Here is a 22694-nt window from a genome sequence, read left to right as displayed (position 1 = left end):
GGCGCGGGGTGTTGATGCTGTTCAGCGCACCATGCATGAGCGCTGCAAACCCTTCGGTTAGTGTGCACTCACTCTAATAGTTAAGCCTACTCCTGCCTACCACCGTTCCCGGGCCAGACGCGGTTGCACACCCTCAAGCTCCTGCCATGTACGACGCCGTTAGAGGGCCGCCGCGATAGCGTCACCAATCGCGCTGGTTGTGCGCGGTGACGATGCATCGCGGTTAGCCACATCCGCTGCAACAGCGGCCTCGATCTTGGCCGCTGCGCCATGGTGATCCAAGTGGTGGAGCAACAGTGCCGCTGAAAGGATGGCTGCCGTGGGGTCAGCCTTTTGCTGACCAGCAATGTCCGGGGCCGATCCGTGGACCGGCTCAAACATGGACGGCGCGGTGCGGTCCATGTTGATGTTGCCGGAGGCGGCTAGGCCGATGCCGCCGGTGACAGCCGCGGCCAGGTCGGTGACGATATCGCCAAACAGGTTGTCAGTGACAATGACGTCAAAGCGAGCGGGATCAGTGACCAGGAAGATCATGGCAGCATCCACGTGCAGGTAATCAACGGCTACATCCGGGAAATCCTTCGCTACGGCTTCAACCGTCCGCTTCCACAAGTGACCGGCATAGACCAGCACGTTGTGCTTGTGGACATACGTCAGCTTCTTGCGAGGACGCTCATTGGCGCGTCGGAAACCGTCGCGCACCACCCGCTCCACTCCGAAGGCCGTGTTGACGGAAACCTCGGTAGCAACCTCGTGCGGGGTGCCCTTACGCAGCACGCCGCCATTACCAACATAGGGACCTTCGGTGCCTTCGCGGACCACAATGAAATCAATGCTGCCGGGGTTCGCCAAGGGCGAGGCCACGCCGTCGTACAAGAAGGACGGGCGCAAGTTCACGTAGTGATCCAGGCTGAAGCGCAGCTTCAAGAGCATCTCGCGCTCAATCAAGCCTGAGGGGATGGAGGTGTCCCCGGGAGCAGCACCGACGGCACCGAAGAGGATGGCGTCGTGACCGCGAAGGGCCTCAATGGTGGATTCAGGCAGCGTCTCACCCGTAGCCAGCCAGTGCTCGGCGCCGAGTGAGTAGTCCGTCAGCTTGAGCTCCACACCCTCTGCTGCGCTAACCTTCTTCAGAACCTTGACGGCCTCTGCCGTTACCTCGGGGCCGATGCCGTCGCCGGCAATTACGGCAATGTCCATGCCAGCTGTTTCAATCGTTGCGCTCATAGATTCAGCCTAGCCAAACCATCCACATGATGGGCAACTCATCTTACATAATGAGATTAAGGCTCGACGGGTACTGCCTTAATGGAGGCATAATCCTCCAGAGCGTTCCGCCGGCTCTGCTGCAGGTCCACCAGCGGTTCGGGGTAGTGCGCCGTGGCATGCTCAGGGACCCACGCAGTGACGTAACGGCCCATGGGATCAAATTTCTTGGCCTGGGTCACCGGGTTGAAGATCCGGAAATACGGCGCGGCATCGGCTCCGGACCCGGCAACCCACTGCCAATTTGCGGGGTTCGACGCCGCATCTGCATCCACCAGGGTGTCCCAGAACCACTGCTCCCCCAGCCGCCAATCGAAGCCCAGGTTCTTAACCAAGAAACTGGCAGCGACCATCCGCACACGGTTGTGCATGGTCCCCGTGTGCCACAATTCGCGCTGGCCAGCATCCACGAGTGGGATTCCGGTCCTGCCCTGCTGCCACGCTGACAAGTGGTCCGGCGCCAGCGCGTCAGAGCCGACCGTTCGCCACGGGAACGCGTCAAACTGCGAGCGCAGATTCACTGTGGCTAGATCCGGATGGTGGAACAGCTGGTGCCAGCAGAATTCTCGCCATCCCAGCTCGGAGGCAAAGACGCTTGGGCCAGGCGATCCCGCCCCCACTCCTCCAGCCGTTGCGGAACCGCCGCTCCGGGTTTCCGCGAGTGCCGCCCACACCTGGAAAGGGCTGATTTGGCCCCACCGTAGATACGGAGAAAGACGGCTGGTGCCATGCTGGTCCGGGCGGTCCCGGGCATCCGAGTAGTCGCCCACTGGACCTTCGAGGAAATCTGCCAGCAGTTCTTGAGCCGCCGCTGCCGTGGGCCGCCATGTCTCACGCAGTCCACCGGCCCAATCTGGCGAGGTGGGCAGCAGAGCCCAGCTCTCCAGCTCCTCAGTCATGAGGGAAGCAACTGGAGAGAATTCCCCGGTGAGGCCCCGTCCGGCGTCGGGCTTCCCCAGCGGTGCCCGAAAATCATGGGCCGAAACGGTGCGCCAGAACGGTGTGAAAACTTGATAAGGATTCCCGGCGCCCGTGGTGACCGTCCACGGTTCATGCAGCAGGCTGGCCTGAAAACTCTCGGCGTGCAGCCCCGTCTCCTGTGCCCACTCCTTGAGCGCACCATCCACGGCACGCTCGGGACCTCCATAACGGCGGTTCCAATAGATGGCAGTGGCCCCCAGCATGGTGAGCAGCTCCTGCGTCACTTTGATTCCCGGGCCTCGGCGCAGCAGCAAGGGAATACCCAAGGCGTTCAACTCGCTCCGCAGGTCCTTGAGAGCGTGATGCAACCACCACTTCGCAGCCCCTCCCAGTGGCCGGATTCCGTCAGAGACCTCATCAAGGACATACAGTGCCACGGCGCCACCATCGGCTGCCGCCGCGAGCAAGGCCGGGTTGTCAGCGACGCGCAAGTCATCACGGAACCAGACGACTGAGACATTCATAGTTGGCCTTTCGGGCACGAGGTGGTGAGGTGAGTGGATGTTTTTCGAACGGTTTTCAGTTCAGCCACCCTAGGGTCTTCCCTGCAGGACCAGCCAGATGAAGGTCATGGTGACCAGGAATCCGCTCAGGTAGTTCAACCACAAGAAACGTTTCCACCCTGCATTGGCACGTGCCGACGTGGCATCGGTGAGGCGCAGCGACGGAGCTACGTTGACCAAATAGGGAACGGCCAATACTGCGGCAAAGGGAGCTGCCGTCATCAACATCAACAATCCGGCACAGGCGTAGGCGACAAATGCGAACCAGACGGTAAAGCGGGCCCCCAGCACTGTGCCAATGGAGGCAATGCCACCGTCACGGTCGGGCACAATATCCTGCACGGCACCGAAGGCATGGCTGGCCATGCCCCACAGGAAGAACGCCACCAGTACAGCCCAGAGTCCGGCGGTGAAATCTGCTTGGACCAGAACCAGCCCATAGACGGCAGGAGAGACAAAGTGCGTACTGGAGGTGATGGAATCCAGGAAGGGACGCTCCTTGAAGCGCAGCCCGGGAGCACTGTAAGCGACCACTGCAAATAAGGAGATCGCCAGAACGACGTTGGCTGCTGTGCCACCCTGCGTAGCAAGCACTGCGATGAACGGCACCGTGCCAAGCACCGACGCCCACAAGACAAAGCGGTGGTGGCTGCGGTCAAGAACCGCCCCTTCCACTCCGCCCTTTCGGGCATTGAGCAGATCCGATTCGTAGTCAAACACGTCGTTAATGCCGTACATCAATAAGTTGTAAGGGATCAGAAAAAACAATGTTCCCACCACAAAAACCCAATCAAGGCGACCCGTCACCAAGAAATACGCAGCGGCAAAGGGATACGCGGTATTGACCCACGACACCGGGCGGGAGGTCACGAATAAGTTCTTCATCGTTTCCCCTGACGGAGTAGCAAAGTCCACAAGCCACTGAGCAACAGCGCCCCGCCCAACGGATAAGCAAAGTCCTCGATGGGTGCCAGCCCCACATGCAAACCATTGAGGGTGTGCCCTGCGTAATCAAAGAGACCTGAAGCGATCATGACGTTATCGAAGATGACCGTCAGAACAAGGAGCACCACTACCGTTGCCGTCGTGGCAACCACCATGGCGCCCTTGCGTCGGCTACGCCAGAGGCCAGCGATGAAGACCAAGGCCGCAACCGCCAAGAAATAGTGTTAAGTTCGGCAAAGTTCACAGCTCTCCCCTGCCATTAGGCCGACCACGACGGCGGCTTAGCTGCAGAAAGCGCTGTGCTCCGGTAAGCAGGATCATGGTCTGATAACACAGGAACAGCAGGAAGAAAGCCTCCTCCAAGGGCAACTGCGGAGCAATCATGACACCCGTCATGAGCGGGGAATCGCGGTGCAAGAAGATACCCGCCGCGATGGCCGCCACATCCCAGATCAGGAAGAATGCGGTGCCCAGCACTAGCAGCAATGAACCGGCCACAGGACGGGCAAACACGAAGAGTTTCCAGCGCGCATCGATCAAGACCATACAACCCAGAAGCAGCAACAGAATCAGCAGATAAATCACGAGGCACTCACGGGCAATGACGCGCCAACCTGCTCCTCGAGTGGCCCGGCACTGGTATCCCCGCGCACCAGCTTAAGCACAATCTCGGCGCTGATCATACACATGGGTACGCCGATCCCCGGCCGCACCGAGCTACCCGCATAAACAGTCCCTTAACTTTGGGGTTGGCGTTACCCGGGCGCAGAAAAGCACTCTGCGGCAAGGTGTGAGCAAGCCCAAGAGCGCTGCCCTGCCACGCATTGAATTGTCTTGGAAATCGGCCGGTCCATAGCTGCGCCGCACCACGATCCGATCGGCGAGGTCGGGCGTATTGGTCCACACCGCGACTTGGGCGATGGCAGCGTCGGCAACCTTTTCAACCTGAGGCGAGCCGCCGCCGTCGTACCCGCCCTTGCCCCACTGCGGCAAAGCAGGGGCCGGAATCAACAGGAACAGGTTTTCGCTACCCTCGGGCGCCACGAAAGAATCCGTGGCGCTGGGCTTGCAGACGTACAAGGAGGTGGTGTCTGCGAGCGCTTGACCATCGGCGATTCGGGCAAAGTTGTCCGCCCAGTCATCCGTGAACAGGAGGTTGTGATGGGCCAGGTCCGGCAAGGTGCCTTTGATGCCCAGGCACAGCAGGACTGCACTGATGCCAGGATCTGCCCGCTGCCACTTCTTGGCACTGTGCATGCGCAAGGGTGCGGGAAGCAAGGTGGTTTCAATGTGGTGCAGATCCGCAGCACCCACCACTACGGTGGCGTCGGTGACGTGCTCCTGCCCATCGCTGGAGCTCCATGCCACTGCTTCACAGCCGGGGCCCTGTCTCGCTTCTGCCAGCTGTATCTTGGTCGCCGTGGCACCCGTGATGATCTCAACCCCGGCGCCGCGGGCCACCCGTTCCATGGCATCTACCAGGGCGGCGAACCCACCTTGGGGATAGAGCACCCCGTCTTGCAGATCCAGATGGCTCATGAGGTGATAGATCGACGGTGCCTTATAAGGACTGGTGCCCAGGAATACGGCCGGGTAGCCCAGAATCTTTTGTTGCAGCGGATGAGTGAATCGGGCTGCAACAAAACTGTTCAGGTTCCGGGTCAAGAGTTTCGCCAACCGTGGAGCGTGGCGCAGCACCTGAGGACTCAGGAGGCCCCGCAACGTTCCGAAGGGATCGTACAGGAAGTGTTTCTTGGCCAAGGTGTAAGCCAGTTCCGCCGAATCCAAATACTTGCCCAGTGCCGCGGCTGAGCCCGGTTGCTGAGACTCGAAGAGTGCTTGTGCTTCCCTGCGTCCGGTGCGGACCTCTGTGGAGGACGCTGCGGAACTCTCCGGCGCGGGGTCCTGCTGCGCCATGTTCCCCGGCGCGGAGTTCCACAGTTTGTACGCGGGGTCCAGGCGGGTGAGTTCCAGCTCCGCGGCGGCGCTGGTGCCCATGAGCTTGAACCAGTGGTCAATGACCTCAGGCATGAGGTACCAGCTTGGGCCGGTGTCAAAGCTGAAGCCGTCACGCTGCCAGCGGCCAGCACGGCCACCTAGTTGTGGCTGCTTTTCCAAGAGGGTCACGCTGTGGCCGTCTCTTGCCAGCAGAGCAGCAGTGGCGAGGCCGGAGATTCCCCCACCAATCACCACAACCTGCTCTGTTGCGAGAGGCTGCTGTCCACGTTTCTGCCGCGCTTGCCGGCCGTGCTTGGTTGCGGAGCGCCCACGGACTCCCGCACCGGAGGGGACCTTGGCGCTCATGAGGAAACCACCTGGGGCAGTTCCTTCGTGATACTGGAAGGACCTGCGTTGACGAGGACTCGCAGACAAATGAATGCCTTGTGCCACCCGGGAACCCGGACCCGTCCTTGGGCCAGTTCTGCAGCCGGGACCTTCTCAATCCTGTCCACGAGGGTCAGGAAGAGATCATGGGCAAGACGCACCGCGCGTCGAGCTGGCGGCGCCAGGAACACCATGCCTGCGCGGGCCGCGGCCAGATCGCTGCGAATGTCATCGAGAAGCTCGTGCTTATGACCGTCATTGAAGGCGGCAGGATCAAGACCTGGGAAATAGAAGCGTCCTAGATCGGCACTATCAGCGCCCAGATCACGTAGAAAATTCACCTTTTGGAACGCGGCGCCCAGGCTGCGTGCTGCATGGACCAATTCTGCATCGTGGCCACCGGTAGCGCCCTTCATGGACTGGAAGACCTTCAGACACATCAAGCCCACCACTTCGGCAGAACCATAGATGTAAGCGGCCAAGGTATCCGCGGAATGCACAGTTTTGAGCACGTCGGTGCGCATGGATTCAAAAAAAGGCCGTGTCAGGTCCGTGCCAATACCGGTTGTGCGTGCTGTGAGAGCAAAGGCATGCACCACCATATTGGTACTGTAGCCACAGCCCATGGCCCGCTCCGTTTCAGCCTCCAAATTATCCAGCTGCCAACAGACTGCATCAGCATTCAGTCCGGCTGCTGCCGCGGCCCCGTCCACCACTTCATCAGCAACCCGCACCAGGGCATAAATGTTTTCAATGTGACGGCGTTCCTTGGCGCCCAGAATCAAGCATGCCAAGCCGAACGAGGTCGAATAGCTGCCAATCACCACGCTGGCACTGCGGGTGGCTGTGTCAGAATAATGCCCCAATGGATCCAGTCTCATGGTCAGCTGCTCCTTGTCAGAACGTAATCGCACAGCGCCGAAAGCTCGGCGTACAACGACGCCGGCAAATCAAGTTCTTGAGCCTTGTCCAAGGCATCTGCCACCAATGATTCCGCCAGCCCAACAGCAAAGTTCGGCGCTCCCAACTGGTGCAAGACTTTCCTCATGGCGTCAGTATCGACCTGTCCACGCCTAAACGATTCCGTCACGTTTGTGAACTCTTGGGCACCGGCGGCAAAGGTGGTCAGAATGGTTCGCTTGCCTTCGCGCAAGTCTGAGTCAACTGATTTTCCTGTCACCGCGGACTCACCAAACGTGCCCAAGACGTCGTCGATAATTTGGTAGGCAATGCCGATGTCACGCCCTACAGCGGCTAAGGCATCAGCGGTTGCAAGGGACTCCCCGGCCAAGAGCGCACCTGCTCGAAGTGGCATTTCAAAGGAGTAGACGGCCGTCTTGAGCCGTTCCATGTTCAGCACTTCCGGCATTTCTGCCCGCAGTCCCCCGAGGGAAAAAAGAAGGTCATCCAATTCACCGGCAGCCGAGGCAAAAATTGCCTCGTGCATGGTTTCAAGGATGGTACCGCTGTGGGGATGACCCAAGGCCGCGGCGGTGGCCATGCGCAGGGATCCTGTCAGGAGCAAGTCCCCGGCAATGATAGCCGCAGCATAGCCAGCGTGATCGGCGTCGTCCGCGGTATGCCCAAGGCCCGCCGCCCTATCGCGGTACTCTGCGCCCAAGGTGGCCACGCCGCGTCGAACAAAATCCCTATCGATGACGTCGTCGTGCACCAGCAGCGCGGCATGGAGAATCTCAAAAGCAGCGGCCAAATCACCGCACGCCTGATGATCGACTCCACCGAACGCCGAGTACGTCAAAAACACCAGGCGAGGCCGCATCCACTTTCCGCCGCGGGTGGCCGTGGACATGCTCGCCCACAACTGGGCGAACGCTGGCGAGTAGTTCTGGGCTCGGGCACCATGGTCCAGGAAATATTTGTCAAGAGAGGACTGAATCTGGGTCTTGAACGCGTCCCAGTCCAGTGCGTCCTCCTGAAGAGTCCCAAAGTTGTTCAGAGAATGCTCGGTGGATGGCATCACAGCTCGCCTTTCGCTGTTCCTTTGTGCGGTTGATCGTGATTTGCTTCGCTCTGCTGCTCCAAGGCGGCAATCCTGCTGGACATGGACTGGACCACCCCAGAGAGAAAGTCAACAATGACGCGCTGTTCGTGTTCACCATAGCCGCGCACCGCCTGATCAACATCCAACACCATCGGCATCAGCATCGCCATGGCGGATTGCACAGACTCGGCACTGGGGCTGACGAGCCATCGTCTTCTGTCAGTGGGGTGCGGGCTGCGCTGCACATGTCCTTTGGTCACCAACCGATCAATCACGGTGGTGGTAGCGGCCGGGGTCAAATGCAGCATCTGTGCCAGCTCACCCGGTGACATGGACCGCAGTTTCAGGAGGTGCTGCATGGCCTGAAAATCGGTCTCATTGATGTCCATCTCGCGTCGCATGATGAACTCCATGGTCTCGTTCAGGACAAGAACGTCGCGCACAAGGATCGACGCCGGGTGCATCGATCCCCGAGGTGGGGAAACTTCTTCGCCGCTCACGTATATCCCTCTGTTGATATTAAGAAAATCTAACTACATAATGGTGGATGAAATCTCTTTTGTCGAGCTGGAGGTGCACTATGGCACGAATCGCTGTTGCAGGCGCAACGGGATACATCGGTGGGCGGCTCATTCCGCTACTCCTCGACGCCGGACATGAGGTTCGGGTGCTAAGCCGGAACCTTTCAAAACTTAGAGATGTGCCGTGGCGAGATCAGGTCACCGCCGTTGAAGGGTCAATTCAGGACGCCGAAACCGCTCGCGAGCTGTGTGCCGGCACAGACTTGGTCTACTACTTGGTGCACTCAATGTCAGGTGGGGCTGGCTCGGACGGTGATTTTGAGCGACTTGAACGGCTTTGTGCCATGAATCTTGGTCAGGCGGCCCGTGAAGCGGGCGTGCAACGTCTGGTCTATCTATCCGGGCTCCATCCTCAAGGAAAACTCAGCCGGCATCTGAGCTCCCGCACAGAAGTAGGTGAGATTCTCATGTCGAGCGGAACCCCCACCGTGGTCCTCCAAGCCGGACTGGTGATCGGATCGGGTTCAGCGAGTTTTGAGATGGTCCGGCATCTGACCGATGTGCTCCCTGTTATGCCAGCTCCCAAGTGGGTCATGAATAAGATCCAGCCCATAGCCATCCGAGATGCCCTGCACTACCTCCTGGGAGCTACCTCGCTACCACCAGAGCTCAACCGCACCTTTGACATTGGCGGGCCCGAAGTACTTCGCTACGCAGACATGATGCGCAGCTATGCACAGGCCGCGGGTTTCCGGCCACCTACCATTATTGCCTTGCCGGTCCTGACCCCATGGCTCGCGGGCCAGTGGGTCAATTTAGTCACTCCAGTACCGCGTAGCTTAGCCATCCCCCTGGTTGAATCACTTCAGCACTCCTGTATAGCAGGCGAAAAGGACATCGCGGCCTTCATCCCCGACCCCGACGGCGGACTCACGCCCTACAAGCGGGCTGTGGAATTGGCGCTAAACAAGATCGAAGCCGACGCGGTTGAGACAACGTGGGCAACAGCACACGCCCTGAGCGCCCCGGCCGATCCCCTGCCGAGCGATCCGGAATGGGCCGGATCGACAGTGTTCACCGACGAACGCAAAAAGACCACCACTGTCCCCGCTAGTGCGGTCTGGGCCGTGGTGGAAGGAATAGGTGGCGAAAACGGCTACTACTCGCTTCCATTCGCGTGGACCGTGCGCGGCTGGATGGACAAGCTCGCCGGCGGGGTCGGCTTGATCCGAGGCAGACGAAGCCTCAATTCTCTCCAGCTCAACGACACCGTTGACTGGTGGCGAGTGGAAACGTTGGAACGGGGGCACCTGTTGCGACTGCGTGCGGAGATGATGGTTCCGGGAAAAGCCTGGCTTGAATTTGAAGTCACGGCTCTTCCAGACGGGGAAGGAAGCGAGTTTCGCCAACGGGCCATCTTCTTTCCCAGGGGACTCTGGGGCAGGCTATATTGGTTGGCTGTTTTGCCCTTCCACGGAGTCATCTTCAAAAATATGGCCAGCCGCATCACTGCCGCCGCCGAACACAGACGCTGAGCTGCCGGCGGCACCGCGAATCTCCACCCTGGGCAGGAGGCTATTAGAACCAGAACGCCATAGGGTGGATATGTGATTATGCATTCCATCTACGACTGGTTCAGTCGGCACCGCTTCGCCGTGGACGTAGTCTTGATGTCGGTGCTGTGGCTCATGACCGTGCCGTTGAGCATTAGCGACGGCGGCTACGAACGAACCCCGGCCCAAATGTTAGTCGCGGGAATCTTCGCCACAGCGCTACTGGTCCCCTTGGCGTGGCGGCGGACGCGCACGGTCATGGCTGGCTTCCTCATTGCTGGTGTTGCCATCTTGCAGTGGGCACTGGATATCACACCCATGGTGTCCAATATTGCCGTGCCTCTCATTGTCTATGCGCTGGCGGCTTTTGGCCCGCGCTGGGCATCACTAAGTGGTTTGGGATTAGCCATGCTGGGCTCCGTCATGCTGGTCACCCGCTATTTTTACGACCTCACCATGGTCTCCCTGGCCGATCTGCCCTACACCATGGTCTTGATACTCATGGTCTGGGTTCTGATCCTGTTCAGCTGGACAGCCGGGGACCTCACCCGTACTAAGCGACTCCGTGAACAGGCCCTCTCCGACCGCGCCCACCGGCTGGAAATTGAGGCCCAGCACGAACGTGATTTGGCCGCCAGCGATGAGCGAGCCCATATTGCCCGGGAAATGCACGACATCGTGGCACACTCCCTCTCCGTCATCATCACCCAGGCCGACGGCGCCCGATACGCGGCAGCGGCCAATCCCGAGATCGCTCCGGAAACGTTGGCCACGATTGCCGCGACCGGGCGCTCGTCTCTGCAGGAAATGCGGCGTTTGCTCGGCGTACTACGCGGCGGAGACCAAGCGTCCACCCGGCCACTCCCCGGCCTCGCCGATCTGGATGAATTGTTGCTGGGCATCCGCGCCACGGGCCTCCCGGTCGAGTTCACTGTCGCCGGCACCGCCCGGCGCCAGCTACCCCCCGGCGCCGAACTCTCCGCGTACCGCATGGTCCAAGAGGGCCTGACCAACGTCATCAAACACGCCGGCCCCAACGTCCAATCCACCGTCCATCTCACCTGGAACGCGCGCGGCCTTGACATCACCGTGCACGACGACGGCCGCGGCGCCACCGCCGCCCTCTCCACCAACCCCGTCCCCCAACTGCCCACAAGGTCCCCCTCGATCTCCCCCGAGTCAAGGAACGACGTCGTCCCTCACTCAGGTGGGCAGTCCACCAAAACGCTGCACCCTAAAACCGGTCCGCTGCGGACGGTTTCAGGCCCCCCGGCGGCCGGCGGCAACGGGCTGCGCGGCATGGCCGAGCGCGTGAAACTCTACGACGGCAAGCTTTCCTCCGGCCCGCTGCCTGGCGGCGGTTTCGGCATCAGCGCATTCATCCCCTATACGGAGCAGTAATCATGACTTCCCTCTCCCCCATCCGCGTGGCCCTCGTTGACGACCAGCAACTGGTGCGTTCCGGCTTTGGCATGCTGATCAATTCCCAGCCCGATCTGAGCGTGGTGTTGCAAGCCGGCAACGGGATCGAGGCGCTGGCCGGGCTCTCGGCAACAGCGGCAGATGTGGTCCTCATGGACGTGCGCATGCCCGGCATGGACGGTCTCGAGACCACGCGCCGGCTCATGGAGCGCACCAAGGCGGCACCTGCGGGGTCGTGGTTGTCGGAGCTGAAGATCGTGGTGCTGACAACATTTGACCTGGATGAATATGCGCTGGCCGCGATTCAGGCCGGGGCCAGTGGCTTCTTATTGAAGGATGCGCCGCCGGAGGAACTGCTGGGCGCAATCCGGACGGTTTTCGCTGGCGACGCCGTGATTGCCCCGTCCACCACTCGCCGCCTGCTGGACCATGTGGCGCCCATGCTCTCGGCTCCGAGTGCGGCGAACGATGCCCATGCCGAGGCGGTGGCGCGGCTCACGGCGCGGGAACACGAGGTGTTTGTGCTGATTGCCAACGGGCTCTCCAACCCGGAGATCGCCGCGCAGCTGTTCGTTTCCGAGGCCACCGTCAAAACCCACGTGGGGCACATCCTGGCCAAGCTCAATGCCCGCGACCGGGTGCAGGTTGTGGTCATCGCCTATGAGACGGGGATCGTCTCCCCGGGCTAAATTCTCCCCTCGACCCTCCCTCATCTTTTGGGGTGTTTTTGCCAACCCTCCCTCAGCGATCGTGGTCCACTGCGGGAGCGTCTGCAAAAATAGCCCATTTGCTGAGGGAGGGTCTGTACCGCCGTCGTGCGTGAGAGCGAAAAACGCTAGCCTTTCACGGAGGCCGCGGACATGGATCCCCAGTCGATGCTGAAGCTGAAGATGAAGCTGGCAGCGCTGCCCGGCATCACGACAGGGGCAGGACGCGTAAGAGGGCACTGAGTCGGGAACAGCCATCGATCATGGCCGCTTCCTCGAGGGCGTCGGGGACGTTTTCAAAGAAGCCGCGGAGCATGATGGTGCAGAACGGGATGCAGATGGCGATGTAGACCAGGATCAGGCCGGTTTTGGAATCGACCAGATCGAAGTTGCTCATCATCATGTACAACGGGCCCAGGGCGATGAAGCCCGGAATCATCTGGGTGAGCAGGAATGCGGCCATGACGGCGCTGCGGCCAGCGAACTGGAAAAGCGCCAGAACATAGGCCGAGAGCAAGGAAATCAGTGTGGCAATAGTTGATGCGACGGTGGCAACGATGAGGCTGTTGACCATGTACCGGCCGAAGTCGGACTTCGTGATCAACCCAATGTAGTTATCGAAGGAGATCTCACTGGGCCAGTACTTCAGCGGCAGCTCATAGATGGCGCCCGGAGCCTTGAGCGAGGTGATGACGATCCAGTACAGCGCTACTGTGTGGTCATGGACATTCAATGGATGCCGAACCATGACGTCGGCGTACACTACTCATCTGCAACGTACCGCGTCCGTCTGTGAAAACCGCCCCTCGAGGCATTCCATTCCTGGTTTGTTGACGAGTATGGAATCTACGACGCGCCCAGCGTGAAGTAAGTCCTTGCGTGGGCCGAAGCTGAAGCCGCCGGCCACCCCGTGGAAGTCTTTGTTAAGTGGTTTGAAACGGTTATGACGGCACCTGATGGAGTACTGGCCCAGATTCCTCAAATGACCCGGCTGTTCGGGATCGCGCCGGAAGAACACTAGCGCCAGCGGCAGCCGCCTCCCACCACGGTAGGAGGGACCGGCGTCGAACATTCCAAAGATCTCCAACCGTGCTCCGATCCCCGCCGCTCCATCCGAAATTAGGCTGGAGGCATGACCATCACAACAGAGCACAATCAACGCACACTAGCGGTTCAGGCCCGCGGCTTGCGCAAGACGTACGGCAAGGGAGAAACCGAGGTGACCGCGCTCAAGGGCGTGGACTTGGATTTCCCGGCCGGCCAATTTACCGCCATCATGGGGCCTTCCGGCTCAGGCAAGTCCACGCTGATGCACTGCCTGGCAGGCCTCGATTCGGTCACCAGCGGCACCATTCACCTGGGTGACACCGAGCTGACATCGCTCAACGACAAGGCGTTAACCCAGCTTCGCCGTGACCGGATCGGCTTCGTCTTCCAGGCCTTCAACTTGGTCCCGACGCTGACTGCGGAAGCCAACATCACCCTCCCCGTGGCGCTGGCCGGCGGCACGGTGGACAAGGAATGGTTCACCTTCATTACCAAAACGCTGGGCCTGGTGGACCGCCTGGCGCACAAGCCGCATGAGCTCTCCGGCGGCCAGCAGCAGCGCGTCGCCGTGGCCCGGGCACTGCTCACCCGCCCGGATGTGATCTTCGGCGACGAGCCCACCGGCAACCTCGATTCGCGCTCCGGCGCCGAGGTTCTGGGCATGCTGCGCCGCTCCTCACGCGAGATGGGCCAGTCCATCATCATGGTCACCCACGACCCCGTGGCAGCCTCCTACGCCGACCGCGTTGTCCTCATGAACGACGGCGCATTAGTGGGTACCTTGGATAACCCGACCGCCGAATCCGTGCTGGCATCGCTGGCATCCTTGGGGGCCTAAGCCATGCTGCAGGTCGCCCTGAGCCAACTCAAAACTCACTCCAGACGGTTCATAGCCATCACCTTAGCGGTGCTATTGGCCGTCGCCTTCCTCTCAGCCACCCTGATGGTCAACGCCTCCACGGGCGCGTCACTGAAGGCCAGCATTGGGCAGGCCTATGCCAAGGCCGATCTGGTGGCCTCCTCTTCTTACGATGATCCACTCACGACGGCGCACGCGGCCTCCGTGGCTGCCTCACCTGTCGTCGCCGAATCCTATGCGCAGCAGAGCACGTACCTGCAAGCCGGGCTGGGCACCACCACACTGGGAGCAACTCTTCGCAACATGCCGGCTTCCCCTTCCCTTGAACCAGTTGCCTTGATCTCGGGTGCGTGGCCCGGCAACGATCAGGAGGTGGTGGTCGACGCCATCACGGCAGACCGCAAGTCGCTGTCTGTTGGCAGCAAGGTCACGTTCACCGGCGAGCCCACCGCCACCGTTGCCATCCCCACCCTGACCGCCACGGTCTCAGGCATCACGGCCGCTTCAGCTGATCCCGTTTCCTCGGGCATGGCCCAGTTTGTGGGCACGGTGGCAGCCGTCGGCAAGCTCAGTCCACCGGATGCCGGGTTCAGCACCATCTCCGTCATCCTCAAGGATGGCGTCTCCCTTACTGACGCGAAGGCGGCCTTGGCAACTGCAGTCAATCAGCCCGTTGAGAACATCCTGACCGCTGATGAGAAGACCACGCAAATGGTGTCCACCATGACTGGTGGCCAGGACCAGCTGACCATTGTGCTGTTGGCCTTCGCCGGTGTTGCGCTCTTGGTTGCTGCGCTGGTTGTCTCCAATACCTTCTCAGTTCTGGTGGCGCAGCGCACCCGCGAGCTTGCCCTTCTGCGCTGTGTTGGCGCCAGCCGAAACCAGGTACGAAACTCGGTCATTATCGAGGCACTCATCGTTGGCTTCGTCGCCTCTGTCCTGGGCGTCTTGGCAGCCACCGGCACCATGGCACTGGTGTTGACCCTACTGAGTCAGAACCCAGACTTTGCCTTCGCGACATTGGCGGTGCCGCCGTCGGCCATCATTGCGGGCCTGGTGGTGGGCACGCTGCTCACGGTCCTGGCCTCACTGGTTCCGGCCCGGGCGGCAACTGCCGTGGCCCCGCTGGCTGCGCTGCGCCCGGCCGAGGACGCCTCGGTGCACAACGCTGGCGGCCGACTCCGTCTGTCCATTGGCGTGCTGTTGCTTCTGGCTGGCGGTGCCGGTCTGGTGTACGGCGGGATCTCCGCGAACCTGCTGATTGCTCTGCCTTCTGGTGCCGCTTCCTTTGTCGGCTTCCTCATGGCCGCCACGCTGTTCGTGCCGAAGTTGGTCTCGGTCGCCGGCACTCTGGCCCGCCCGGCTGGTGTCCCGGGGAGGATGGCCGCGGCAAACGCCGTGCGCAATCCGCGCCGGACCACCGCGACGGCGTCAGCGCTGCTCATTGGCGTCACGCTGGTGACCATGATGATGACCGGTGCGGCGACGGCTCGGAGTGCTTTCGACACCGAACTCGACGGCAGCTATCCGGTGGATCTGCAGGTGCAGACCATGCCGGGCAACGCCCGCATTCCCGACAGCGCGGTGGCAAAGGCTGCGGCACTCCCCGGCGTCAAGCACATTGCCAGGCTGGAGTTGGTGGGCACCATGGAAGCTGGAGGACAAGCCTTTGATGTTTACGGCATATCTGACGCCGATGCCCTCACTGTGCTGGCCAACCCGGCTAACCGCCCTGGACCCACCTCGGCGGTGATTCCCAAGCGCATCAAGATGGATTCCGTCAGTGTCGTAGCCGGCACACAAAGCACCAACGTCACGGCCACTCCCGCAACGACGGACGGCTACAGCGCGTTGGTCTCCCTGGACGCTTTTGCACCGCTGCCGGCGGCTGACCCCCTGTACAAAGAAACGGGAGCGCCCTTGTGGATCTCCGTCGATGAATCGCTGGATGCCAACGCACTCTTGGATCTGCGGACAGCTTTGACCGGCGCCTTGAATGTTTCAGAGTACCGGGTGGACGGCGCCGTACTGGAAAAGGTCATGTTCAACAAGGTGATCGACATGCTGCTGCTGGTGGTCACAGGCCTGCTGGCCGTGGCCGTGTTCATCGCGCTGATCGGCGTCGCCAACACCTTGTCCCTCTCAGTGCTGGAGCGGACGCGGGAGAACTCGCTGCTGCGGGCCCTTGGCCTGACCCGTGGACAATTGCGCGGCATGTTGGCGCTGGAAGCTGTGCTGATTGCCGGCGTCGCCGCCATCATCGGCTCGGTTCTTGGCGCCGTCTACGGCTGGGCCGGAGCACAATCGGCTCTTGGCAGCTTTGCTGATGTCACCGCCGTGATCCCGTGGGGTCAGATCCTGGCAGTGGTGGCTGTTGCCGCCGTGGCGGGACTCCTCGCCTCCGTGGTGCCGGCACATCGTGCTGCGAAGCTCTCCCCTGTTGAGGGTCTGGCCATGGACTAACTCCTGAAGCTCCTGCGGCTCGGCTGCCACTCGGATTCGGATGGCGCTTGCGGGAAAAGACGGTTGTATACGGCCATCTTTTCCCGCAAGCGCCGTCCGAATTCAATGTTGGGGCTCAGTTGCGGACTACAACGTTATCCACAGGCATCACATTTGCACGTCTCGCGAGCATCTTTGCAGTGAGACGCTGGGACTATGAGCATGCCACGACTGATTCTTCCATCGGACTTTGAAAAGTCCGGCCGGGACCGCCGGCAGCTTGTGGAGCTATGCAATAGCGGCGAACTCACCCGTGTGCGCCGTGGCGTTTACGCAAAGACTGCTGCCGTCCGCGAACTCAGCCCTTTGCAAAACTATGGACTAAATATTCTGGCATTTCAGGCACTGACCTCACGCCAGCCCGTACTCTGCCATGCGAGCGCAGCCCTACTGTGGGGACTGTGGATTGTGGGTACTCCCCGACGTCTGCATGTCATGACAGATGTGATGGTGGGCGGACGAAACGAAAACGGTGTGATCAGGCATCGCGGTTCCATGACTGATGGACTCCAAAGGTGCGGCCCGTTCCTGCTCACTGACAAATTGACCACCGTCATGCAGCTGATCCTCGCCCTCGATTTTCCCTACGCCGTGGCCATCTGTGATTCAAGCCTGCGGGCACCCAACAGGGAACATCAGTTCAATCACTTCACTCCGCCCATTGTGGAATCCCCACAATTCGAACCCCTGTGGCAAAGTACCTACCCACAGGGACAAGCATTGCGGCGCGAAGATCTCATGGTCGCGGCCGACAAACTGCCCACCGCCAGCGCCCGCAGACGGGCACTAGCGGTCATCAGTTTCGCGAACCCACTGTCCGGCTCCGCTGGAGAATCAATCAGTCGGGCCAAGATGCACTTGTTTGGTTTCCCCGCCCCCGTGCTGCAAAAGCACTTCACTCTTCGTGATGGCAGCGACGCTTTTACAGACTTTTGGTTCCAGAAGATCAAGCTCGTCGGCGAATTTGACGGCAAAGGCAAGTACTTGCGTGACGACTGGGGCGGAGGCCTATCCATTCAGGACCGTGTCATGAAGGAAAAGCAACGCGAGAACCAAATCCGAGCCCAGGTCAGCGGTTTTGTCCGATGGGAATGGAAAGAAATGATGAACCGGGAACGCTTCATTAGCCTGTTGCGGGAGGCTGGGCTGCGACAGCAATAGTCCGTTCAGCCAAAAAGGACGGCGCTTGCGGGAAAAGACGGTGGTATACGACCATCTTTTCCCGCAAGCGCCGTCCGAATTCAAACGGGGGCGAATCAAGGCTGAAATTAGGCCTCGGCAGGCTCTTCATACCGCGGGAAGATCGGCGCCGGGGCAGGCAGTTCCGTTCCTGCAACCAGCGGTGTGGCAATCGCAGCGAACTCACGCAAGGCCGAGTCAGCGGAGTTGTCCTGGCCCAGAACCGTCAGCAGTTTCGCAGCAGCGTCCGGCATGACCGGCTGGATCAGGATCGAGACCATACGCAGCACTTCAAGGGTCACGTACAACACGGTTTCCATGCGGGGCACGTCAGTCTTGCGCAAAACCCACGGAGCCTGGTCGGCGAAATACGCGTTGGTGTCGCCCAATACATGCCAGATCTTTTCCAGTGAACCGTGGAAGTCCTGCACCTGGTAAGCGTTGCGGGAGATCTCCAACAGCTCGCGGGCCGCTGCCATGATGGTTTCATCTGCCTCGGTGAAAGCGCCCGGGGTGGGCACAACGCCCTCACAGTTCTTTGCCACCATGGACAGTGAGCGCTGCGCCAGGTTGCCCAGGTTGTTGGCCAGATCCGAGTTCATGCGGCCCACTACGGCGTCGTGGTTGTAAGAACCATCGGCGCCGAACGGCACCTCGCGGAGCAAGAAGAAGCGCACCTGGTCCAGACCGTACTGGGCGACCCAGTCAGCCGGAGCCACCACGTTGCCCAGGGACTTGGACATTTTCACGCCGTTGTTGTGCAGGAATCCGTGAATCATGACGCGCTTGGGCAGTTCCAGCCCGGCAGACATGAGGAATGCAGGCCAGTACACGGCGTGGAAGCGGGAGATGTCCTTGCCAATGATGTGAACATCGGCCGGCCAGAACTTCTGGAAGGATTCGGATGACTCATCCGGGTAGCCAACACCTGTCAGGTAGTTGGTCAGCGCGTCAACCCACACGTACATGACGTGCTTGTCATTGCCCGGGACCGGAACGCCCCAGTCGAAGGTGGTGCGGCTGACGGAGAGGTCTTCCAAGCCACCCTTGACGAAGCTGATGACCTCGTTGAAACGGGTGCGCGGGGCGCCGAATTCGGGCTCAGACTCGTAGAGCGCAAGGAGCTTGTCCTGGTAGTTGGACAGGCGGAAGAAGTAGCTTTCCTCTTCGGTCCAGGTCAGCTCGGTGTCGGTGACCTTGGAGTAACGCTTGCCATCTTCGCGCAGCTCCGTCTCATCTTCGCCGTAGTAGGCCTCGTCGCGGACGGAGTACCAGCCCTCGTACTTGCCCAGGTAGATATCCCCGGCGTCTTCCATCTTCTTCCAGATGGCCTGCGAGGCAGCGTAATGATCGGCGTCCGTGGTGCGGATGAAGCGGTCGTAGCTGATGCCAAGGGCGGCGTGTGCTTCCTTGTAAATGGCCGCGTTACGGTCAACGAGTTCCTTGGGCGTGACACCAGCGGCTTCGGCGGCTTGGGCAATTTTCATGCCGTGCTCATCGGTCCCCGTCAAGAACATCACATCGTAGCCATCCAGCCGCTTGAAGCGGGCCATGGCGTCTGTGGCGATGTACTCGTAGGCGTGCCCGATGTGCGGAACACCGTTCGGGTATGTGATGGCGGTGGTCAGGTAGTAAGGCGTCTTGGCCGATTCAGTAGATGTCACCCACCAAATTTACCGTGAACCCGTCGAAACTCCGATTCGTGACCCTTGCATCCCACGCAACGGCCGTTAACGCACGACGGCGGCCGGATTCCCTCGCGGGCAGTAAGATTTCCTCGGTCGCTGAGCGACCTTGAAAATCCATCCCCGCTCCGGGAACCCGGCCGCCGTCGCCCGCTACAAGAACGGATGGGCTCACCCACCGTCGTAGGTGTGGCCGGTTTAGTCTTCCAGATCGACCTCGCGGGCCATGGTGGCGCCGATTTCTGTCCGGATGGAATCCAGCAATGCCTGCGGCACGGAGCTGTCAACCGTGATGAGGGCCAGGGCCTGGCCGCCTTCGCTGTGACGGGCAACCTGCATGCCGGCGATGTTAACACCGTTCTCGCCGAGGAGGCGGCCCAGTGTGCCGACCACGCCGGGACGGTCTGCGTAGGAGATCACCAGGAGGTGATCACTCATGGGGATTTCCAGTTCGTAGCCGTTGACGGCGACGATCTTCTGGATCTGCTTCGGGCCGGTCAGGGTACCCGATACGGAGATCTGTGAATCGTCGGACAAGGCTCCGCGGATGGTCAGCACGTTGCGGTAGTCAGCTGATTCGAGCGTGGTGATCAAGTTGGTCTTGATGCCGCGCTGCTCGGCCAGAATCGGTGCGTTGACGTAGGAGACCTGCTCGGAGACGACGTCCTTGAAGACGCCCTTCAGAGCAGAGAGTTCCAGTGCCTTGACGTCAAGGGCGGCAATTTCACCGGCAATTTCGACGTCGATCTGGGTCACCGAAGCATGGGTCAGCGCCGTGAAGATGCGGCCCAGCTTCTCGATCAGGGGGATGCCCGGGCGAACTTCGGCGGCAATGACGCCACCGGCAACGTTCACGGCATCCGGAACCAGCTCGCCGGCAAGTGCCAGGCGCACGGACTTGGCGACCGAGACACCGGCCTTTTCCTGAGCTTCCTCGGTGGAGGCACCCAGGTGCGGGGTGGCGATGACGTTGTCCAGTTCCAGGAAGTCGACGTCGGTGGCCGGCTCCTTGACGAACACGTCGATGCCGGCGCCGGCAATGTCGCCTTCGCGCAGCGCAATGTTCAAGGCTGCTTCGTCAATGAGACCGCCGCGGGCCACGTTGATGACGTAGGCGGACTTCTTCATCTTCTTGAACGCTTCGGTGCTGATCATGCCCAGGGTTTCGGGTGTGCGCGGCATGTGAATCGTGATGAAGTCGGACTGCTCCAACAACTCATCGAGCGAGAGCAGTTGCACACCGAGGCTGGCGGCGCGGGCGCTGGTGACGTAGGGATCGTAAGCCACGATCTCCATGCCGAAGGCCTTGGCACGCTCAGTGATCAGGGCGCCGATGCGGCCCAGGCCGATGATGCCCAGCTTCTTTTCCAGCAGTTCGGTGCCGGTGTACTTGGAGCGCTTCCACTCGCCGTTCTTCAGGGCGGTGCTGGCAGCCGGGATGTGGCGGGCCAGGGAAAGAATGTGGCCGATGGTCAGCTCGGCTGCGGAGACAATGTTAGACGTCGGGGCGTTAACCACCATGACACCCGCCTGCGTTGCGGCCTTGATGTCAACGTTGTCCAGCCCCACACCGGCACGAGCGATGACCTTCAAGTTCTTAGCCGCGGCGATGGCCTCGGCATCCACGAGCGTTGCGGAGCGAACCAGGATCGCATCGACGTCAACAATGGCGGAAAGCAGCTGGGAACGATCCGCGCCATCGGTGTGACGGATCTCAAAATCGGGACCCAAGGCCTCGATCGTGGCGGGCGAAAGTTCCTCAGCGAGGAGTACTACTGGCTTGGTGGCTGTCACCGGTGACCTCTTTAGCTCTCAATTAGTGTTCTTGTGGGGATTTTGGTGATGGATCTTGTGTTGATATTCCAACGACAAAAGCCGCACTCCAGTTTATGGGAGGCCGGCTTCGGTGCCGTAACAAATAGCAGGAAGCGCGACGTAAGCGACATAAATCACATGATCTATGCCACTTTTGTTCATCTAGCGCCACTCTTAATGGACGACGGCGCCTCCCGCACCCACGCGGGTCCGGCAGGCGCCGTCGTCAATTTGAGAGCTACCCAAAAGTTCTGGGCCCACGCGCCCGAGGGGCCCTAATTGCGGGTCGCTCGCGACCTGCAATTGGGGAGGGCGTGGGGATTAGCGGGCTACGGAGCCTTCGGTGTAGTCGTCGCTGTTGCTGACCCAGGAGAACAGACCGCGGAGTTCGCGGCCGGTGGCCTCGATCGGGTGCTCTTCGCCCTTCTTACGCAGCGCCTTGAATTCAACGCCACCGTTGTCCTGGTCCTCGATGAAGCGAGTGGCGAAAGCACCGCTCTGGATGTCAGCCAGAACAGCCTTCATGTTTTCCTTCACCTCGGGGGTGATGACGCGCGGGCCGGAGACGTAGTCGCCGTACTCTGCGGTGTCAGAAACGCTCCAGCGCTGCTTGGCAATGCCACCTTCCCACATGAGGTCAACGATGAGCTTGAGCTCGTGAAGCACCTCGAAGTAGGCGATTTCCGGCTTGTAGCCAGCTTCGGTGAGAACTTCAAAGCCGTACTGAACCAGCTGTGAGGTACCGCCGCAGAGAACTGCCTGCTCGCCGAACAGATCGGTTTCGGTCTCTTCGGTGAAGGTGGTCTCGATGACGCCGGCGCGGGTTCCGCCGATGCCCTTGGCGTAGGAGAGGGCCAGAGCCTTGGCGCCACCGGTGAAGTCCTGCTCAACAGCGATCAGGTCGGGGATGCCACGGCCGGCTTCGAATTCGCGGCGTACGGTGTGACCCGGAGCCTTCGGAGCAACCAGAGCCACATCAACATCAGCCGGGGGCGTGATGTAGCCGAAGCGGATGTTGAAGCCGTGGCCGAAGAACAGGGCGTCGCCGGCCTTCAGGTTCGGAGCAATGTCCTCGGCGTACACGAAACGCTGAACCTGGTCCGGGGTCAGGATCATGATGACATCGGCTTCGGCGGTTGCCTCTGCAACGCTGAGGACGCGCAGGCCCTCTGCCTCTGCCTTGGCAATGGACTTGGAGCCTGCCTTGAGGCCAACGCGAACGTCAACGCCGGAATCGCGCAGGTTCAGTGCGTGGGCGTGGCCCTGGCTGCCGTAACCAATGATGGCGACCTTGCGACCCTGGATGATGGACAGGTCTGCGTCGTCGTCATAGAACATGTCAGTCACTGTGGAACTCCTTGAATAAATGGTGTGTTACTTCA

The 22694-nt window shown here is 60.8% G+C and carries 18 protein-coding genes and 1 pseudogene; 6 read left to right on the top strand and 13 right to left on the bottom strand.

Annotated elements, in window-relative coordinates; all coding sequences use genetic code 11:
• Positions 1 to 159 precede the first annotated feature (159 nt).
• The 9 genes and pseudogenes from AS189_RS08235 to AS189_RS08195 all read right to left on the bottom strand — a co-directional run bounded on the left by AS189_RS08235 (position 160) and on the right by AS189_RS08195 (position 8522).
• On the bottom strand, positions 160 to 1227 hold the full coding sequence (locus AS189_RS08235) for a 3-isopropylmalate dehydrogenase (protein ID WP_062287386.1): 1068 nt from the start codon (positions 1225 to 1227) through the stop codon (positions 160 to 162).
• Between the two features lie 56 nt (positions 1228 to 1283).
• Positions 1284 to 2711: a cryptochrome/photolyase family protein gene (locus AS189_RS08230; RefSeq protein WP_062287383.1), complete on the bottom strand. Its 1428-nt coding sequence runs from the start codon at positions 2709 to 2711 to the stop codon at positions 1284 to 1286.
• Between the two features lie 69 nt (positions 2712 to 2780).
• A complete protein-coding gene (locus tag AS189_RS08225) occupies positions 2781 to 3635 on the bottom strand; it encodes a prenyltransferase (protein ID WP_062287380.1) in 855 nt (284 codons plus the stop codon).
• Positions 3632 to 3910, bottom strand: coding sequence for a lycopene cyclase domain-containing protein (locus AS189_RS08220; RefSeq protein ID WP_062287377.1), 279 nt, complete (start codon positions 3908 to 3910; stop codon positions 3632 to 3634). The genes AS189_RS08225 and AS189_RS08220 overlap by 4 nt, the downstream gene beginning before the upstream one ends.
• A gap of 25 nt (positions 3911 to 3935) precedes the next feature.
• Positions 3936 to 4280 (bottom strand): lycopene cyclase domain-containing protein, encoded by a 345-nt coding sequence (locus AS189_RS08215; RefSeq protein WP_062287374.1) that lies wholly within the window; start codon positions 4278 to 4280, stop codon positions 3936 to 3938.
• Positions 4277 to 5999: pseudogene (gene crtI, locus AS189_RS08210) on the bottom strand (phytoene desaturase family protein). Before crtI ends, AS189_RS08215 begins: the two are co-directional and overlap by 4 nt.
• The gene (locus AS189_RS08205) at positions 5996 to 6901 is read right to left on the bottom strand and encodes a phytoene/squalene synthase family protein (RefSeq protein ID WP_062287371.1); all 906 of its coding nucleotides are present in this window, start codon (positions 6899 to 6901) and stop codon (positions 5996 to 5998) included. The pseudogene crtI and the gene AS189_RS08205 overlap by 4 nt, the downstream one beginning before the upstream one ends.
• A gap of 2 nt (positions 6902 to 6903) precedes the next feature.
• Complete coding sequence (locus AS189_RS08200) at positions 6904 to 7998, bottom strand: polyprenyl synthetase family protein (RefSeq protein WP_062287368.1); 1095 nt, start codon at positions 7996 to 7998, stop codon at positions 6904 to 6906.
• Positions 7998 to 8522: a MarR family winged helix-turn-helix transcriptional regulator gene (locus tag AS189_RS08195; protein WP_129587198.1), complete on the bottom strand. Its 525-nt coding sequence runs from the start codon at positions 8520 to 8522 to the stop codon at positions 7998 to 8000. Before AS189_RS08195 ends, AS189_RS08200 begins: the two co-directional genes overlap by 1 nt.
• An 80-nt stretch (positions 8523 to 8602) precedes the next feature.
• On the opposite strand from AS189_RS08195, the gene AS189_RS08190 reads away from it, so the two are divergent.
• The 3 genes from AS189_RS08190 (at position 8603) to AS189_RS08180 (ending at position 12207) form a co-directional block, all read left to right on the top strand.
• The gene (locus AS189_RS08190) at positions 8603 to 10078 is read left to right on the top strand and encodes an SDR family oxidoreductase (protein WP_062287362.1); all 1476 of its coding nucleotides are present in this window, start codon (positions 8603 to 8605) and stop codon (positions 10076 to 10078) included.
• A 78-nt stretch (positions 10079 to 10156) separates the two neighbouring features.
• Positions 10157 to 11497: a DUF7134 domain-containing protein gene (locus AS189_RS08185; RefSeq protein WP_062293251.1), complete on the top strand. Its 1341-nt coding sequence runs from the start codon at positions 10157 to 10159 to the stop codon at positions 11495 to 11497.
• Between the two features lie 2 nt (positions 11498 to 11499).
• Complete coding sequence (locus tag AS189_RS08180; RefSeq protein WP_193393518.1) at positions 11500 to 12207, top strand: response regulator; 708 nt, start codon at positions 11500 to 11502, stop codon at positions 12205 to 12207.
• A gap of 226 nt (positions 12208 to 12433) precedes the next feature.
• On the opposite strand, the gene AS189_RS08175 is transcribed toward AS189_RS08180, so the two are convergent.
• A complete protein-coding gene (locus AS189_RS08175; protein WP_237760007.1) occupies positions 12434 to 12973 on the bottom strand; it encodes a carbohydrate ABC transporter permease in 540 nt (179 codons plus the stop codon).
• A 384-nt stretch (positions 12974 to 13357) separates the two neighbouring features.
• On the opposite strand from AS189_RS08175, the gene AS189_RS08165 reads away from it, so the two are divergent.
• The 3 genes from AS189_RS08165 to AS189_RS08155 all read left to right on the top strand — a co-directional run bounded on the left by AS189_RS08165 (position 13358) and on the right by AS189_RS08155 (position 17794).
• Complete coding sequence (locus AS189_RS08165) at positions 13358 to 14110, top strand: ABC transporter ATP-binding protein (protein WP_062287344.1); 753 nt, start codon at positions 13358 to 13360, stop codon at positions 14108 to 14110.
• A 3-nt stretch (positions 14111 to 14113) separates the two neighbouring features.
• Positions 14114 to 16594: an ABC transporter permease gene (locus tag AS189_RS08160; protein ID WP_062287341.1), complete on the top strand. Its 2481-nt coding sequence runs from the start codon at positions 14114 to 14116 to the stop codon at positions 16592 to 16594.
• Positions 16595 to 16789: 195 nt separating this feature from the next.
• Positions 16790 to 17794 (top strand): type IV toxin-antitoxin system AbiEi family antitoxin domain-containing protein, encoded by a 1005-nt coding sequence (locus AS189_RS08155; protein WP_062287339.1) that lies wholly within the window; start codon positions 16790 to 16792, stop codon positions 17792 to 17794.
• 107 nt (positions 17795 to 17901) lie between these two features.
• Here the strand turns inward: AS189_RS08155 and metG are convergent, their stop codons facing one another.
• The 3 genes from metG to ilvC form a co-directional block, all read right to left on the bottom strand.
• On the bottom strand, positions 17902 to 19476 hold the full coding sequence (gene metG, locus AS189_RS08150) for a methionine--tRNA ligase (protein ID WP_062287335.1): 1575 nt from the start codon (positions 19474 to 19476) through the stop codon (positions 17902 to 17904).
• 219 nt (positions 19477 to 19695) lie between these two features.
• Positions 19696 to 21291: a phosphoglycerate dehydrogenase gene (gene serA / locus AS189_RS08145; RefSeq protein ID WP_062287332.1), complete on the bottom strand. Its 1596-nt coding sequence runs from the start codon at positions 21289 to 21291 to the stop codon at positions 19696 to 19698.
• A 342-nt stretch (positions 21292 to 21633) separates the two neighbouring features.
• Positions 21634 to 22659 (bottom strand): ketol-acid reductoisomerase, encoded by a 1026-nt coding sequence (gene ilvC, locus AS189_RS08135; RefSeq protein WP_062287326.1) that lies wholly within the window; start codon positions 22657 to 22659, stop codon positions 21634 to 21636.
• Positions 22660 to 22694 lie beyond the last annotated feature (35 nt).

The sequence above is a fragment of the Arthrobacter alpinus genome, assembly GCF_001445575.1.
Lineage (GTDB): Bacteria > Actinomycetota > Actinomycetes > Actinomycetales > Micrococcaceae > Specibacter > Specibacter alpinus_C.
This window is presented reverse-complemented; position numbering and strand designations above follow the sequence as displayed.